Here is a 15,040-nt window from a genome sequence, read left to right as displayed (position 1 = left end):
ACGACATAGCTCACCTGACCAACGACAAAACTGGCGGTAGCACGCGCAGAATACGCGTGAGAAACAAGGCAGCCGGGCTGGCAGGCAAAACCATTAAACCCCGCAAGGGACTCACGGGCCAGACTGGCCTCTACCTGCCACCAGGCGCCGGCAAGCCTTGTATTTGCGGCGGTAAGGATGCCGGTTCTGCCGCGCCAATTGGCCGCAAAACCCGTAGCTTGCGGCCTCTCTTTATCGTGTAGATTATGGCCGCCTTACCCAATCCATCCGACTTACAACCCCTGCTCGACGCCCTGCAGTTTTCCCCCGAAAACGTGCCGTTGCGCCGCCACGTAGCTGGCCTGCTGCGCCAGATGGGCCGTTTTGCCGAAGCCGAAGACCACTACCGCCTGGGGTTGCGCCAGGCCCCCGACGACGTGGAGCTGCAGCTGGGTTTGGCCGAAACCTACGCCGCCCTGCTCAAAACCTCGGCCGCGCTGGTGGTGCTGGAAGAGGTGCTGCGCGCCCACCCCGACCACGCCCGCGCCCACCTGCTGCACGCTCGGGTACTGGCCCGCGCCGGCGGCCCGCCCGACGAAGCCCGCGCCGCCTACCAGCAGGCCCTGCACCTCGACGGCAGCCTCCGCGACACCAACCTCGACGAGCAGCTGGGGTTGCGTCCGGCCGCCCAGCCCGCCACCGGCGGCGCCCCGGCCGACTACAATGCCACCCACGTTTCGGACCAGGGCCTGGATGAGCGCGCCCTGTTTGCGGGCCTGGAGAAGCCGAAAATCACGTTTCAGGACGTGGGCGGCATGGAGGCGGTGAAAGAGGAAATCGGGATGAAGATGATTCAGCCACTGCTGCACCCCGACCTCTACAAAGCCTACGGCAAGGCGGCCGGGGGCGGGCTGTTGCTCTACGGCCCGCCCGGCTGCGGCAAAACCTACTTGGCCCGCGCCACAGCCGGCGAGGTAAAGGCCTCGTTTATCCACGTGGGCATCAACGACATTCTGGACATGTGGATGGGCCAGAGCGAGAAGAAGCTGCACGAGCTGTTCGAGCTGGCCCGCATGCAGGCACCCTGCGTGCTGTTTTTCGACGAGGTGGATGCCCTGGCCGCCAACCGCCACGACCTGCGCCAGAGCGCCGGCCGCACCCTCATCAACCAGTTTCTGGAGGAGCTGGACGGGGCCCGCAGCTCCAACGACGGCGTACTGATTCTGGCCGCCACCAACGCCCCCTGGCAGCTCGACCCTGCCTTCCGCCGCCCCGGCCGCTTCGACCGGATTGTGCTGGTGACGCCGCCCGACGAACCCGCCCGCGTGGCCATCCTGGAAGTGCTGCTGCGCGGCAAGCCCGTAGCCGACGACCTGCGCCTGCCTGCCCTGGCCGCCCAGACCGCCGGCCTCTCCGGCGCCGACCTGCAGGCCGTAGTGGATACGGCCGTGGAAGCCTGTCTGCGCGAGTCGATGAAGGCCGGCCAAGTGCGGCCGGTGCAGCAGAGCCATTTGCTGGCCGCCGCCAAACAGGTGCGCCCCAGCACCAAGGAGTGGTTTGCCACGGCCAAAAACTACGCCCTCTACTCCAACGAAGGCGGCACCTACGACGACATCCTGACCTACCTCGGCATCAAAAAATAGCTTTGTCATGATGCCCAGAACCCCGGCCGCGCGGTGGCAGAGCGCGGTGCAGAACCTGCTGGATATACACCGGCCGGAGCAGGCCGAGCAGCTGGTTCGGCAGCAGCTGGCGCGCAATCCGCAGGATGTATTTGCGCACATCCTGCTCAGCTTTGCGTTGTACCAACAAAACCTGCTGGAAGGGGCCCGGGAAGTAGCTCAGCAGGCGTTGGCCCTGGCCCCGGCCGCCAGTGAGGCATTTTATGTACTGTTTCTGGTGGAAGACCAGGCCGGACAGGCGCCTGCCCGGGCAAGGGCGCTGCAGGAAGCACTCCGCCTGCAGCCCTTCAACCCCAAATACCTGGCGGCTCAGGCTCAGCTTTACTTGCATCAAAACCAGCCAGCCGCGGCGCAGCAAGTTGCCGCGCAGGGCCTCGCCAACCACCGGGGCCACGCCGGCTGCCTGATAGCGCTAGCGAATGCGCTGCATGAGCAGCAGCGCTGGCCAGATCTGGCGCCGGTGCTGCAGCAGCTGGTGGCGGCTCATCCCAACCTGCCGAAAGCGCACCAGCTGCTGGGCCGCGAGGCTATGCGGCAGCAGCACTATGCAGCAGCCCAGGCGCATTTTCAGGAGGTGCTGCGCCTGGCTCCCACCGATGCCACGGCCCTGCAGGGAGCCCGTCAGGCCATCCGCCGCCAACTCTGGATTGGTCGGGCGGCCGTGTGGCTGGATGTTTATCTGACGTTCATCTCAGAAGGCACCAAACAAGGCAAGCTGAAAGCCTGGGGCCACTTTCTGCTGATTCTGATTCCGCTGAGCCTGCTGTGCATACCTATACTGCTCTTCATGGGATTTGAGGCCGTGTACTGGCGCCTGCACCCGCAGGTGCGGCGCCTGCGCAACCGCCCCGACGCGGCCCTGCCTTACGCGCAGCAAACATTCTGGCGGTACGGACCGGTGGCGGCCTTTACGCTGTTGCTGCTGGCCTGGCTCACGGGGATGTTCTGGTTGCTGGTGTGGCTGGGCGTGCCGGAAAGCAGCCTGGGGCCGGGCCTCACGGGCGGGCTTACCACGGTGGCAATGGCCATCTGGGCCGCCTCCAAACAAGCCTCCGAACAACCTTTACCCGAAAAGTCGCCCCTGGGAAAGGTGCTGGTAGCCGCGCTGGCGCTGGCACTCAGTATTACGTGCGCAAGCTGGCCGGCAACTTGGCCATATGGGCCGCTGGGAGTACTGGGGCTTACCAGCTGGGCTGGATTTCTGGCCATTCGCCGAGCCCGGGCGGCAGCACAGTAGCCGCCGCTTTGGCCTTCTCTATCATGCATTCCATGAACACGCTCCAGCCGCGCCGGATTCAGGTTTTGCTGCGCCAGCTGCGCCCCGATCTGGCCGAAGCCGAAGCCCGGCGCCAGCTGGCCCGGTTTCCGGAATCCAGCCAGCTGCAGGCGCTGCTGGGGTTGAGTCTGATTCGCCAGAACAAGCCGGCCGAAAGCCGGCCGGCCGCCGAGCGGGCCGTGGCGCTGGACGCGCAGAACGACTTCGCCTTTTACGTGCTCAGCCTGGCGTGCCTGCAGGGCGGGCAGCTGCAGGAGGCCGCCCTGCACATTGCCACGGCCCTGCAGCTGCAGCCCGTCGTGCCTGACTACCATTTCCTGCAGGGTTCCGTGGCCTTTGCCGAAGGCCATACGCAAGCCGCCCTGACCGCCGCCGACCAAGGCCTGTGCCTGCATCCGCAGCACGTGCAGTGCCTCAACCTCCGGGCGCGGGCCCTGTCGCGGCTGGGTGGCGGGGCCGACTGGCAGCCGGAGTACCAGCAGGCGCTGCGCGAAGCTCCCACGTTTGCGCCCACGCACGTCAATCTGGGGTTCAGCCACCTCGAGCACGCCCAGTTTCAGCAGGCGGAAGCGCATTTTCTGCAGGCCCTGGCCCTCGACCCCACTTCGCAGGAAGCCCGGGCGGGCGTGGTATCCACAGCGGTGTCAAGGGCAGGGCTTGCTCTGCCGCCGAAGGCGCCCAGGCCGTGGTTTGTAGAAGACAAACGGGCCGGTTTTTTCCTGCTTTTCCCGTTTGTGCTGATGTTTCTGGTGGTGTTTTATGCCGCGCTGGAAGACGTGGAAGCTGCCACCCTGCGGCAGTATGCGCTACCGGTGCTGGCCGGGGCAGTGCTGCTTTTTTTCCTGCCAGCTTTGCTGATTGTCAGCTTCAAAACCCTGCACCTGAGCTGGCAGCTGCTGCGGCCCGCTACCCGCCACGTGCTGCCGCCTCCCCACGGCCGGCTACTGGCTGTGGAGGCCGGGGCTATACTGGCGTTCTACCTCACCCTGGCGGCCCTGCTGCTGCCAGGCACTGCGGGCGTGGCCGGGCTATTGCTGGTGCTAAGTTTGGCCGCAGTGGCTCTGGGCCAGCAAACCCTCAGCACCGTGCAGGGCCGCCGCGCGGGCTACCTTTGCGCAGGCGGGCTGCTGGTGCTGGCCGTGGTGCTGGGCGCCTTACAGCCCGCGTACGGCTTGAGTTGGCGGGCCGTGCTGCTGTATTTCAACCTGGGAACCTGGCTCTATCTGCTGGCCTTCTCTTATCTCGATTAACTGCCCTTTCCTGTATTCATGGATTCCTACCAGTCGATTAGCCGCGTGCAACTTCTATTGCAGCATAAGCGCCCCCAGGAGGCCGAGCAGGAAGCCCGCCGCCAGCTCCGCGACGACCCCGACAACAGCTTTCTGCACTGTTTGCTGGCGTTGGCTTTGATGGAGCTGACTCAACTGCCCGAGGCCCAGGCCGAAGCCCAGCAGGCAATCCACCTCGACCCCGAAAGCAGCTTCGCCTTCTACGTGCTGAGCGCCACCCTGCAGCGCCAGCACGAGCTACCGGCGGCGTTGGAAGCCATTGAACAGGCCCTGGCCCTCGACCCCGAAGATGCCGACTACCAGCACGTGCTGGGCCAGCTCCGGTTTCAGCAGGGGCAGCTGCACGCTGCCTTGCGCGCCGCCGAAGCCGGCCTCCAGACCGACCCCACCCACGTTGACTGCCTGGGGCTGCGGGCGCGCTGCCTGGCCCGCCTCGGCCGCCGCGACGAAGCCTCCGCCGACCTCGATGAAGCCCTGCGCCACAGCCCCTCCGACGCCGGCACCCACGCCGACCTGGGCTGGGTGGCCCTGGAGCGCGGCCGCGCCAAGCAGGCCGCCGGCCACTTCCGCGAAGCCCTGCGCCTCAACCCCACCTCCGACTACGCCCGCGAAGGCCTGGTATCGGCCCTGAAAGCCCGTTTCTGGCTCTACAACGGCTTCTACCGCTTCATGGTCTGGACCCAGACGCTGAGCCCAGGCACCCGGCAGGGCCTGTTTATCGGGCTGTTTCTGCTCTCGCGGGTGGTGCCGGGGCTACTGCCGCTGTACTTGGTGCTGGTGTACATGAGCTGGTTTGCCGAGCCGTTGTTCAACTCGCTGCTGCGCTTCAACCGCTACGGCCGCTTTGCCCTCAGCGAGGCTGATACGCGCTATTCCAACCAGTTTCTGGCCTTGCTGCTGAGTGCCCTGACCCTGCTGGGCGCGGGCCATTACGGCCACCTCAGTCCGCTTACTACGGCCGGTATTGTGGGGCTGGGGCTGCTGTTTCCGCTGGTGGGCACCCAGCGGCAGTGGCACCCGAAACGACGTCAGCAGTCGAAGTGGTTTGGCTGGGGGCTGGCGGCCGCGGGCGTGCTGGCCATCTGCTTCGATGCGCTGGCGCTACCGGGTGAGGGGCCGTTGTTCCTGACGTTTCTGGGCGGCACGCTGGTGTACGTGTGGGTGATGGGTTTGCGTGGTTAGATGCTGCGGCAGTTGAGGGCATGACCGTCATGCTGAGCTTGTCGAAGCATCTCTACCGCTTCATTGCCCGGCCATAGAGACGCGACACTTCGCGTCGCGTCGTCTGCGCCGTTAGGTCCGTTTGAACAGCCCAACATCAGCAAGACGCGAAGTGTCGCGTCTCTACACCGTTCATCAACCCAACATCAGCAACGACGAGACGCAAAGTATTGCGTCTCTACATCGTTCCGGTTGCTAACCTTTTGCCCGGCCCAGCACGTTATCCAGGTACTTCTGGGCCGAGCCGGTGTTGAGCAGCAGAATCTGCTCCTCGGGCCGGATCTGGCCAGTGTGTAGCAGATGCAGGGCCGCGCTCCAGAGCGCCCCGCCTTCGGGGGCCACGAACAGGCCTTCCAAGTGGCTTAGCTCGCGCATGCCAGCCAGCATCTGCTCGTCGGTAATGGCCAGGGCCAAGCCGTTGGATTCATCCAGCACATCCAGCATCAGCGGTTCGCCCAAGGGGCGGGGCACGGCCAAGCCGTTGGCAATGGAGGGCTGGCCCACGTAGGCGTGGCAGTTGGGCTGGCGGCCGGCGCGGGTTTCCACCAGCGGGCAGCAGCTGGCGGCCTGCACGGCTATCATGCGGGGCAATTTGGCGTGGCGCGGCAGCCAGCCCAGCGCCTGCATTTCGCGCAGGGCCTTCCAGATGCCGATGAGGCCGGTGCCGCCCCCGGCCGGGTACAGCAGCACGTCGGGCAGTGACCAGTTGAGTTGTTCGGCCAGCTCGTAGCCCATGGTTTTCTTGCCTTCGAGGCGGTAGGGTTCCTTCAGCGTCGAGACGTCGAGCAGTTCGCCGGCGGCGTTCAGCTCCCGCACCCGGGCAGCGCAGTCGTTGATGAGGCCGTCCACGAGGTGTACCTCGGCCCCGTACCAGTAGCATTCCTCCTTAAAGGCCGTGGGCGTGTGGCGGGGCATCACCACCACGCAACGCAGGCCGGCCCGGGCGCAGTACGCCGCCAGCGCAACACCCGCATTGCCGGCCGTGGGAATGATGCAGCCGGTTACGCCTAATTCTTTGGCCTTGGAAACCGCCATGCTCAAACCCCGGGCCTTAAACGAGCCGGTGGGGTTCTGGCCTTCATCCTTGAGCAGCAGACTACGCAGGCCATGGCGGGCCGCCAGGCGCGGCAAAGGAAGCAGCGGCGTCCAACCTTCGCCCAGCGTTACGAGGTTGCTGTCATCGAGTAGGGGCAGCAGAGCGCGGTACCGCCACATGGAGTTATCGGCCGGGTTTATGACGTCGGCGGGGGTGAGTGGGGCGCTGAGGTCGTAGCGGGCCAGCAGGGGCTGGGCGCAGCATTCGGACAAGCGCTGGAGCGTGAAGGCATCGTGGGGGGCGTGGCAGGCGGCGCAGTGCAGCGCGTGCAAACGGGATTGGGTGGCAGTTTCGAGGGCGGTCATAGCAGGGAGTTGAACGCAAAACTCCCCGTCGCATATGCCGAAACCAAACGCCTTATTGGAATAGGCTATGCCTGTTTGGAATGACAACCGGACTATGTATAGTCGCGACACTTCGCGTCTCGCCGTTGCTGATGTTGGGTAGAAAACAGCCGAACGTCATGCAGAGCGCAGCGAAGCATCTCGCGTGCTGATGTTGCAATGGTAACTCAACGTCAGCATGGGAGATGCTTCGCCTCCGGCTCTGCATGACGTTCAATGTAATTTGGTGTCTTTTTGAACGGCGCCGTTACGGCCGTTCAACGACGAGACGCGAATACGCGTCTCTACACCCGTCAGGCATCAGCACGCGAGATTCCTTGCAGGCTCGGAATGCCGTTCTGGGTTTGCCCCTGCTTTACTAACGCTGCGCGTTGCCGTAATACCGCCGCGCGAACTGCACAAAGGTCTTGTAGGGCAGGTTGTTTTCGGTGCCTTTGCGCTGCACGAAATCGAAGTGGCGCACCAAGTTCAGGTCGCGCACGGGCACTTCCACCAGTTCGCCGGCGGCCAGCTCCTTCATCACCGACTGCCGGGGCAGAAACGCCAGGCACGTATCTACCCGCACAAAGTTCTTGAGGGCCTCGGTGCCGCCCAGGCGCACTTTCACCGGCAAATCGGTGAGGCGGATGCCGTGGGTTTGCAGGGCTTCTTCCAGCACGGCCAGCGTACCCGAGCCGGTTTCGCGCAACGCCACGGGCGTGCGGCGCAAATCCTGGGCTTCCAGCTCGCGGCGGTGCAGCGGGTTGCGGGCCGAGCACACGGCCACCACCTCATCGGTGAGCAGCGGGGTGTAGGTGACGTGGCTGACTTTGTGGATGCCTTCGATGATGCCCAGGTCGATTTCGTGCTCCAGCAGGGCCTTGAGGATGTTCTCGGAGTTGCGGTTTTTGAGCGTAAGCTGGGTGTGCGGGTAGCGGCCCAGGTACGCCGACAGCACCGGCGGAATCACGTAGAGCGAAATGGTGGTGCTGGCCCCAATCACCATCTGCTGGCGCGGCTGAAACTCGGGGCTCAGCTCGGTAAACTCCTGCTCCAGCTCGTGCTGCAGCTGCCGGGCCAGCAGCAGCTTGCGGTACAGCAGCTCACCGGCGGCCGTGAGCTGCACCGCATTGCCGAGCCGTTCAAACAGGCCCGTTTTGTAGTGCTCCTCCAGCGCCCGCACTCGCTTGCTCACCGCCGACTGGCTCAGAAACAACGTCTGCCCCGCCTTGGTAAAGCTCAGCTGCCGGGCAACTTCCAGAAAGACTTCGTGGGCGTGGGAAAGCATGGCGGCGAAGGTACGCGTCCGGCCGGCTTTTGGACGGTGTTGGCGCACGAACTGCGCTGCGCAACGTCTGCCATTGGATAGCCAGTGCGAATGGAGGCGCAGATACCAGCGGCACAATCGTACGTTCTCGTAGAGGTTTGCATCGAGGGCAGCAAAAACGCTAAATCTGTCCTGCTGCGAACTAAAAAAATCAGGGGGCTAGTCCGCCTCTCCCTATCTTAGCCACAAACTATACAATTGCTTTATTATGGAAACTGCTGTACAACAGCCTAATCAGGAAGTGTATGATTTCGCCGCCGGCCTGATGGCCAAAGGCCTGCCTGATGAAACGATTCAAAGTCAGCTGCAAGAGCAAGGACTGGACACTGAAAGTGCTACGACAATCACCAGCGGCCTACGTGCGGAGTTTGTTGCCTACCAACGCGAGGAAGCCCGCAAAAACATGCTGCACGGCGGCTTGTGGCTGCTGGGCGGCTGCGCAGTTACCGGCGTGACGTTCGCGCTGGCTTCCGACGGCGGCTCTTACGTTATGACCTGGGGCGCTGTCATTTTTGGTGGCTTTCAGTTTCTGAAAGGCGTCTACCAGCACTTCACCCGGCGCTAAGTTTTAGGTGCTTTCTGCCAGACAGCAGCCTACTCACATGCGTGGGTAGGCTTTCTGCATTTCTATCTACCTTCTGCAACACACATGTTGCCGGAGTTAGACGTTGAGTGGCTGGAGACAGCGCTAAACTATTCAAGACTTCCCCAGACAGCATAATTCGAGTCTCCTGATGAGGCTATAAGCAAAATACCGCCCTCATCTACGCTTGTACCATCTGACAATTGCCAAGGCTCATTTCCTTCCTCAGAAGTACCGTTAATTCTGAACCATGAGCCGTCATCAAAACGCACTTCCAAATCTGCGGTATCGGTACAGAAAGCATCCACTACTCGCTTCAGATTAACGCTATTCATTCCCAGCAACATACGTTCTGCTTCACTCAACTTATCATCCCGCTGAGGATAGAAAGTAACACCAGCATCGAAGTAAAGCTCTATATCGCCCTGTTCCTCCCTAAACTGGATGTATGGGCTTTGATGAAGTACACCAAAGCTTTCAACATTCGTGTTAACCAAAAGTGTGCTCACTATACGAGTAGCTACCTCCACTATATTATTCGTCATCACTCATTTATCGGTTGGCAGAAACCCAATAACTATTCCCACTCAAACCTATACAAAACCTAGTAGGAACGCCGTTTTTATATACCTTCCGGCGTCTTTCCTAACTCCTCCCCCTTCCATGCTGTTTCGCTCCTTTTCCCGCCTGCCGCTGCTGGTGTTGCTGGCTTTGCTGTGCGCCTGCTCCAAGTCCGGTTCTGATGCCGGCCAGGACCCCAACGGCGAGGAAATTGACCCGTACCAGAACCTCGTGTTTCAGTTTGCCGATGCCGTGGTAACGCCCGAGTTGCAGGACCGCTGGGACACGGTGCAGGTGGTCAGCTTCGAGCCGGCCGTGCGTGGCAAGTTCAAGTGGAACAGTGACCGGGAGTTGGTGTTCTCGCCTAGCACGCCCTTCAAGCCCAGCACCGCCTTCAAGGCCACGCTGCGTAAGGAGGCGCTGCCGGAAGCCCGGCGCAACGCCGAGCTGCCCGAGAACCGCCAAAAATTCCACACGCCGTACCTGGAAATGCAGACGCCGCAGGCGTTCTGGGGCCGCTCCAGCCGGGCAGCCGGCACCGCCGAAATGCGCGTGGAGCTGCCCTTCAACTACGCCGTGAAGCCCGCCGACGTGAAGCCCCTACTGCGCGTGACTCAGGACGGCCAGCCCGTGGCCTTCGAGGTCAGCGGCGAGCCGGGCGAGGTGGTGCACGTGAGCCTCAACCAGCAGGTGCGCCCTGGCTCCCCGCTCACCGTGGCGCTGGCCCAGGGCCTGCACGCCGTGGGCAGCGACCAGCCCAGCACTGCTGACTACGAAACCCAAGTGACGGTGCCCGACCCGCAGGCGCTGCTGGTGAGCTCCATCGAAGGCTCCTTGAAAAACGCCGACCCGGTGGTGCTCATCACCACCAACCAGCCCGTGACGGCCGCCGATTTGCAGAGCTTCCTGACGGTGTCGCCGCAGGTGGCCTACGAGGTGGAAGAAGTGGAAAATGGTGTGCGGTTGAAGGGCGGCTTCGAGGTGGGCCGCAGCTACCAGATTGGCGTGAACCAGGGCCTGCGCGGCGGATTGGGCGGCATCTTGGGCGAGGCTGTGACGCAGTCGGTGAGCTTCTCCGACGAGCGGCCCACCATCAGCTTCGCCAGCCAGGAGAAGGCCATGTACCTCGACGCGCTGGGCTCCCGCAACCTGGGCGTGCGCATCAACGAGGTGGGCCAGGTGAAGGTGACCATTGCCAAAGTCTACGCCAACAACATCCAACAGCTGCTGCGCGGCGGCAGCCAGTACGGCTACCCCGAGTACGACGGCGAGGAAAGCAGCGAGGAAGAAGGCGACGGCGGCGAATACGTGGACCGCTCCTTCCAGTACTACGACGTGGAGAACCTGGGCAACGTCCTCACGGAGCGCACCTACACCGTGTCGGGGCTGCCGAAGGCGCAGGGGCTGCGGCTGCTGAACCTGAACCTCAAGGACCTGGAGTTTTCGGGCGGCCTCAAGGGCCTGTACGTGATACGCGTGCAGGACACCGAGCGGCAGTGGCTGCAGGTGAGCAAGCTGGTAGCCGTGTCGGACATCGGCCTGATTGTGAAACAGGGCAAGGCCGGCAGCACGCTGGTGTTTGCCAACTCCATCCGCAACGCCAAGCCGCTTTCTGGCGTGGAGCTGCGCTACATCAGCACCAACAACCAGGTAATGGGCACCGGCATTTCCAATGGTGACGGCGTGGCCCGCTTCGACAGCACGGCCGCCAACGGCCGCTTCCGGCTGGGCATGGTGATGGCCCAGCAGGGCAACGATTTCACCTTCCTCGAACTGAGCCGCAGCCGCGTGGAAACCTCCCGCTTCGAGGTGGGCGGCCTGCAAACCAACGCCGCCCGCTACCAGGCCTTCCTCTACGGCGACCGGGACCTGTACCGCCCCGGCGACACCATCCAGACCAATACCGTACTGCGCACCGAGGACTGGCAGGCGCCGCCCAAGGGGCTGCCGGTGAAGATCCGGCTGCTGCTGCCCACCGGCAAGGAGTACGCCAGCCTGCAGAAAACCCTGAACGCGGCCGGCTCCTTCGAGGCCCGCTTCCTGCTGCCACCGGCCGTGATGACCGGCCTCTACACCCTGGAAGTCTTCACCGGTAACGATGTGCTGCTGACTTCGCGCCAGCTGTCGGTGGAGGAGTTTATTCCGGACCGCATGAAGGTGACGGTGAAAGCCAGCCGCGCCGTGGTGAAGCCCGGGCAGTCGGTTTCGGCCCAGATTACAGCCCAGAACCTGTTTGGCCCGCCGGCCGCCGACCGCAAGTTTGAAGTCGAGTTTTCGCTGAAGGAAAAAGCCTTCAAGCCGAAAGGCTACGAGCAGTACACCTTCGCCATAAACAGCGGCGACAAGCGGCGCGGCAGCTACGGCGACCTGGAATCGACGCCCATTTCCGACCGTTTCGAGAAAACCACCCGCGAAGGCACCACCGACGCCGCCGGCCGCGGCACCGCCACTTACCAGGTACCCGACTACACCGACCTCGGCATCTTGGAAGGCGCAGCCTTCACCACGGTATTCGACGAAACCGGCCGCCCCGTAAACCGCCTGGCCACGTTTGAGGTGCAGACCCAGCCGGTGCTGTTCGGTATCCGGAGCGCCGACGACTTGGTGAGCACCGGCCAGCAGCTGGCCGTGCAGCTGGCGGCCCTCACGCCGGCCGGCCAGCCCACCACGTCCCAGGCCCGGGTGCAGGTGGTGCGCCTGCTCTGGGAGACGGTGATTGAGCGTCAGGGCGGCCGCTACGTGTACAACTCGCAGAAGCGCGAGGAAGTGGTGCTCAACCGCGTGGTGTCGGTGAAAGGCGCGGGCCAGGATGCCGGCCTGAACTTCACGCCCACCTACTCCGGCGAGTACGAAATCCGGGTGTCGGGCACCGGGGCCGTGACCTACGTGGCCCGGCGCGTGTACGCCTACGGCTACGGCGACACCCAGAGCAACTCCTTCGAGGTAAACAACGAGGGCGAGGTGACCATTGAGGCCGACAAGTCCAAGTACGAGCCCGGCGACGTGGCCCACCTGCTGCTGAAAACGCCCTTCCCCGGCCGCGTGCTCGTGACCGTGGAACGTGACCGGGTGCTCGACCACTTCTACGTGACCACCGACGAGAAATCGGCCAAGGTGGACGTGCCCATCCGGGGCAACCACGTGCCCAACATCTACGTGACGGCCACCGCCATCCGCGAAATCAAGGACAACCGCCTGCCGCTCACCGTGGCCCGGGGCTTTGTGCCGCTGACGGTAGAGAAGCCCGGCGCCCGCCTGCAGGTAGCCATCAAAGCCCCCGCCCAAAGCCGCTCCCAGACCGCCCAGACCATTGAAGTCACCACTGCTCCCGGCGCGCAGGTGACGCTGGCCATGGTGGACGAGGGCATCCTGCAGATGAAGGATTACCGCACGCCTGACCCCTACGGCTACTTCTACCAGAAGCGCGCCCTGGAAGTGCAAGCCTACGACGTGTACCCCTTCCTGCTGCCTGAGCTGGGCACCAGCAGCACCGGCGGCGACGGTTACGACCTCTCGCGCCGCACCACGCCCGTACCCAACCGCCGCGTGCGCCTGCTCGCCAAATGGAGCGGCGTACTCACCGCCGACGCCAGCGGCAAGGTGCGCTACAAACTGCAAATCCCGCAGTTCAGCGGCGCCATCCGCATCATGGCCGTGGCCTACAAAGGCGACGCCTTCGGTTCCGCCGAACACACGATGAAAGTGGCCGACCCGGTAGTTATTTCGACGGCCCTCCCCCGCTTCCTCAGCCCCGGCGACACGATTGACGTGCCAGTGACGCTGACAAATACGACGGGTAAGGAAATGTGGGTTATGGTCAAGAAACAGCTCACTGGCCCTCTTGCATCAGCCGAACCCTTAATTCAAGATGGCTCTTTACCAGACAAGGTAGAACCTGCTGGATATGCTGTTAAGCTTCCTCCCAACACAGAGAAACGCATTAGCTTCCGGGTCAATGCCAAGCCATCTATTGGCACTGGTAGCGTTGTAATTACAGTTAAGAATTCAAAAACAAACGAAACCTTCACCGAAACCATCGAACTACCTATCCGTCCTGCCTCGCCGCTACAGAAGCGCACGGGGGCGGGCGTGGTGGCGGGCGGCGCGGCCCAGCAGCTGAACCTGCGCACCGACTTCCTGCCTTCCTCCCTGCGCAGCCAGCTGGTGGTGAGCCGCTCGCCGATGACGGAGTTTGCCAAGGACCTGCGCTACCTGCTGCAATACCCCTACGGCTGCCTGGAGCAAACCGTGTCGGCCGCCTTCCCGCAGCTCTACTACGGCGACCTGGCCGCCACCCTGGGCCAGAAGAACGACCTAAGCACTAAGCACAAAGCACTAAGCACTAAATACAATCCCAACTACCACGTGCAGGAAGCCATCCGCAAGGTGGAAGCCCAGCAGATGTACAACGGCAGCCTCAGCTACTGGCCCGGCGGCGACTACGACAACTGGTGGGCCACCGCCTATGCCGCCCACTTCCTGCTGGAAGCCCAGCAAGCCGGCTTCGACGTGAATAAAAATGTACTCGACCGGGTGCTCCGCTACCTGCAGGCCCGCGTACGCAAGCGCGAAACCGAGACCTACAACATCATCCAGACCGGCGGCGTGATTCAGCCTACCACGCTGGCCAAGAAGGAAATTGCCTACTCGCTCTACGTGCTGGCCCTGGCCGGCCGCCCCGATGCCGTGGGCCTGAACTACTACAAAGCCAACCGCAAGCTGCTACCCGAAGACTCCCGCTACCTGCTGGCGGCGGCCTTCGCCCTGAGCGGCAACCAGCGCAGCTACCGGGAGGCCCTGCCCACCCGATTTGGGGTGCAGTCCATTGCCGGCCGCCAGCTCGACGGCGCCTTCTCCTCCCCCATCCGCGACGAGGCCCTGGTGCTCAACGCCCTGCTCGCCGCCGACCCCGCCAACGCCCAGGTGAACATCCTGGCCCGCCAGCTCAGCCGCCAGGTGAAGCAGGCCGGCTGGCTCAGCACCCAGGAACGCGCCTTCGCGCTACTGGCCCTGGGCAAGCTGGCCAAGAAGAACGCCGGCAGCACCGTCACGGCCAGTCTGCTGGCCGACGGCAAGGCCATCGGCAACTTCTCGGGCAAGGACCTCACGGTAAGTAACGTGGCCAACCGCCAGCTGGCCCTGCGCACCAGCGGCAAAGGCAGCCTCTACTACTTCTGGGAAACCGAGGGCATTTCGCCCACCGGCCAGGTCCGCGAGGAAGACGCCTATCTGCAGGTGCGCCGCCAGTTCCTGAACCGTACCGGCCAGCCCGTGAGCAGCACCAGCTTCCGCCAGAACGATTTGGTAGTCGTGAAAATCACCATCCAGTCGGCCGAGTCGGCCGGTGAAGTGAAGAACGTGGCCATTACCGACCTGCTCCCCGCCGGGCTGGAAATCGAAAACCCGCGCATCGGCGCCGTGCGCGACATCACCTGGGCCACCGACGCCGCCCAACCCGACTACCTCGACGTGCGCGACGACCGGATCAACCTCTTCACCACCGTCACGCCCCAGCCCAAGTCGTTCTACTACCTCTGCCGCGCCGTGAGCAAAGGCACCTTCAAGCTCGGCCCCGTCAGCGCCGACGCCATGTACAACGCCGAGTACCACAGCTACAATGGAGCCGGCGTGGTGCGGGTGCGATAGAATCTAAAAACGTCTGTCATCCTGAGCAGAGCGAAGGATCTTATCACGCAGGAGCCG

The 15,040-nt window shown here is 63.5% G+C and carries 9 protein-coding genes; 6 read left to right on the top strand and 3 right to left on the bottom strand.

Annotated elements, in window-relative coordinates:
- Positions 1 to 245 precede the first annotated feature (245 nt).
- Genes O3303_RS18880 through O3303_RS18865 form a run of 4 tightly spaced genes read left to right on the top strand, consistent with a single transcriptional unit; the run spans position 246 to position 5,408 of the window.
- On the top strand, positions 246 to 1,622 hold the full coding sequence (locus tag O3303_RS18880; RefSeq protein ID WP_269559921.1) for an ATP-binding protein: 1,377 nt from the start codon (positions 246 to 248) through the stop codon (positions 1,620 to 1,622).
- Positions 1,623 to 1,629: 7 nt separating this feature from the next.
- Positions 1,630 to 2,898 (top strand): tetratricopeptide repeat protein, encoded by a 1,269-nt coding sequence (locus O3303_RS18875; RefSeq protein WP_269559920.1) that lies wholly within the window; start codon positions 1,630 to 1,632, stop codon positions 2,896 to 2,898.
- A 32-nt stretch (positions 2,899 to 2,930) separates the two neighbouring features.
- Positions 2,931 to 4,187 carry a tetratricopeptide repeat protein gene (locus tag O3303_RS18870; protein ID WP_269559919.1) on the top strand — a complete coding sequence of 419 codons (1,257 nt, stop codon included), beginning with the start codon at positions 2,931 to 2,933 and terminating at the stop codon, positions 4,185 to 4,187.
- A gap of 18 nt (positions 4,188 to 4,205) precedes the next feature.
- Entirely contained in the window at positions 4,206 to 5,408 is a 1,203-nt protein-coding gene (locus O3303_RS18865; RefSeq protein WP_269559918.1) for a tetratricopeptide repeat protein, read from the top strand.
- 234 nt (positions 5,409 to 5,642) lie between these two features.
- Here O3303_RS18865 and O3303_RS18860 read toward each other — a convergent pair whose 3' ends face one another.
- Both O3303_RS18860 and O3303_RS18855 read right to left on the bottom strand, forming a co-directional pair.
- On the bottom strand, positions 5,643 to 6,848 hold the full coding sequence (locus O3303_RS18860; RefSeq protein WP_269559917.1) for a threonine synthase: 1,206 nt from the start codon (positions 6,846 to 6,848) through the stop codon (positions 5,643 to 5,645).
- Between the two features lie 397 nt (positions 6,849 to 7,245).
- A complete protein-coding gene (locus tag O3303_RS18855) occupies positions 7,246 to 8,154 on the bottom strand; it encodes a LysR substrate-binding domain-containing protein (RefSeq protein WP_269559916.1) in 909 nt (302 codons plus the stop codon).
- A 247-nt stretch (positions 8,155 to 8,401) separates the two neighbouring features.
- On the opposite strand from O3303_RS18855, the gene O3303_RS18850 reads away from it, so the two are divergent.
- A complete protein-coding gene (locus tag O3303_RS18850) occupies positions 8,402 to 8,758 on the top strand; it encodes a hypothetical protein (protein WP_269559915.1) in 357 nt (118 codons plus the stop codon).
- A 128-nt stretch (positions 8,759 to 8,886) separates the two neighbouring features.
- On the opposite strand, the gene O3303_RS18845 is transcribed toward O3303_RS18850, so the two are convergent.
- The gene (locus O3303_RS18845) at positions 8,887 to 9,285 is read right to left on the bottom strand and encodes a hypothetical protein (protein WP_269559914.1); all 399 of its coding nucleotides are present in this window, start codon (positions 9,283 to 9,285) and stop codon (positions 8,887 to 8,889) included.
- Between the two features lie 154 nt (positions 9,286 to 9,439).
- Here O3303_RS18845 and O3303_RS18840 point away from each other — a divergent pair, with 154 nt between their 5' ends.
- Positions 9,440 to 14,983, top strand: coding sequence for an alpha-2-macroglobulin family protein (locus tag O3303_RS18840; protein ID WP_269559913.1), 5,544 nt, complete (start codon positions 9,440 to 9,442; stop codon positions 14,981 to 14,983).
- The last annotated feature ends 57 nt before the right edge of the window (positions 14,984 to 15,040 follow it).

The sequence above is a fragment of the Hymenobacter canadensis genome, assembly GCF_027359925.1.
GTDB classification, from domain to species: domain Bacteria; phylum Bacteroidota; class Bacteroidia; order Cytophagales; family Hymenobacteraceae; genus Hymenobacter; species Hymenobacter canadensis.
Note: the sequence above shows the minus strand (reverse complement) of the source record. Positions and strands in the feature narration are given on the sequence as shown.

Coding starts and splice junctions, on each gene's coding strand:
- O3303_RS18850 (WP_269559915.1), top strand. CDS start 8,402: ATGGAAACTGCTGTACAACAGCCTAATCAGGAAGTGTATGATTTCGCC.
- O3303_RS18880 (WP_269559921.1), top strand. CDS start 246: ATGGCCGCCTTACCCAATCCATCCGACTTACAACCCCTGCTCGACGCC.
- O3303_RS18855 (WP_269559916.1), bottom strand. CDS start 8,154: ATGCTTTCCCACGCCCACGAAGTCTTTCTGGAAGTTGCCCGGCAGCTG.
- O3303_RS18870 (WP_269559919.1), top strand. CDS start 2,931: ATGAACACGCTCCAGCCGCGCCGGATTCAGGTTTTGCTGCGCCAGCTG.
- O3303_RS18840 (WP_269559913.1), top strand. CDS start 9,440: ATGCTGTTTCGCTCCTTTTCCCGCCTGCCGCTGCTGGTGTTGCTGGCT.
- O3303_RS18875 (WP_269559920.1), top strand. CDS start 1,630: ATGATGCCCAGAACCCCGGCCGCGCGGTGGCAGAGCGCGGTGCAGAAC.
- O3303_RS18860 (WP_269559917.1), bottom strand. CDS start 6,848: ATGACCGCCCTCGAAACTGCCACCCAATCCCGTTTGCACGCGCTGCAC.
- O3303_RS18865 (WP_269559918.1), top strand. CDS start 4,206: ATGGATTCCTACCAGTCGATTAGCCGCGTGCAACTTCTATTGCAGCAT.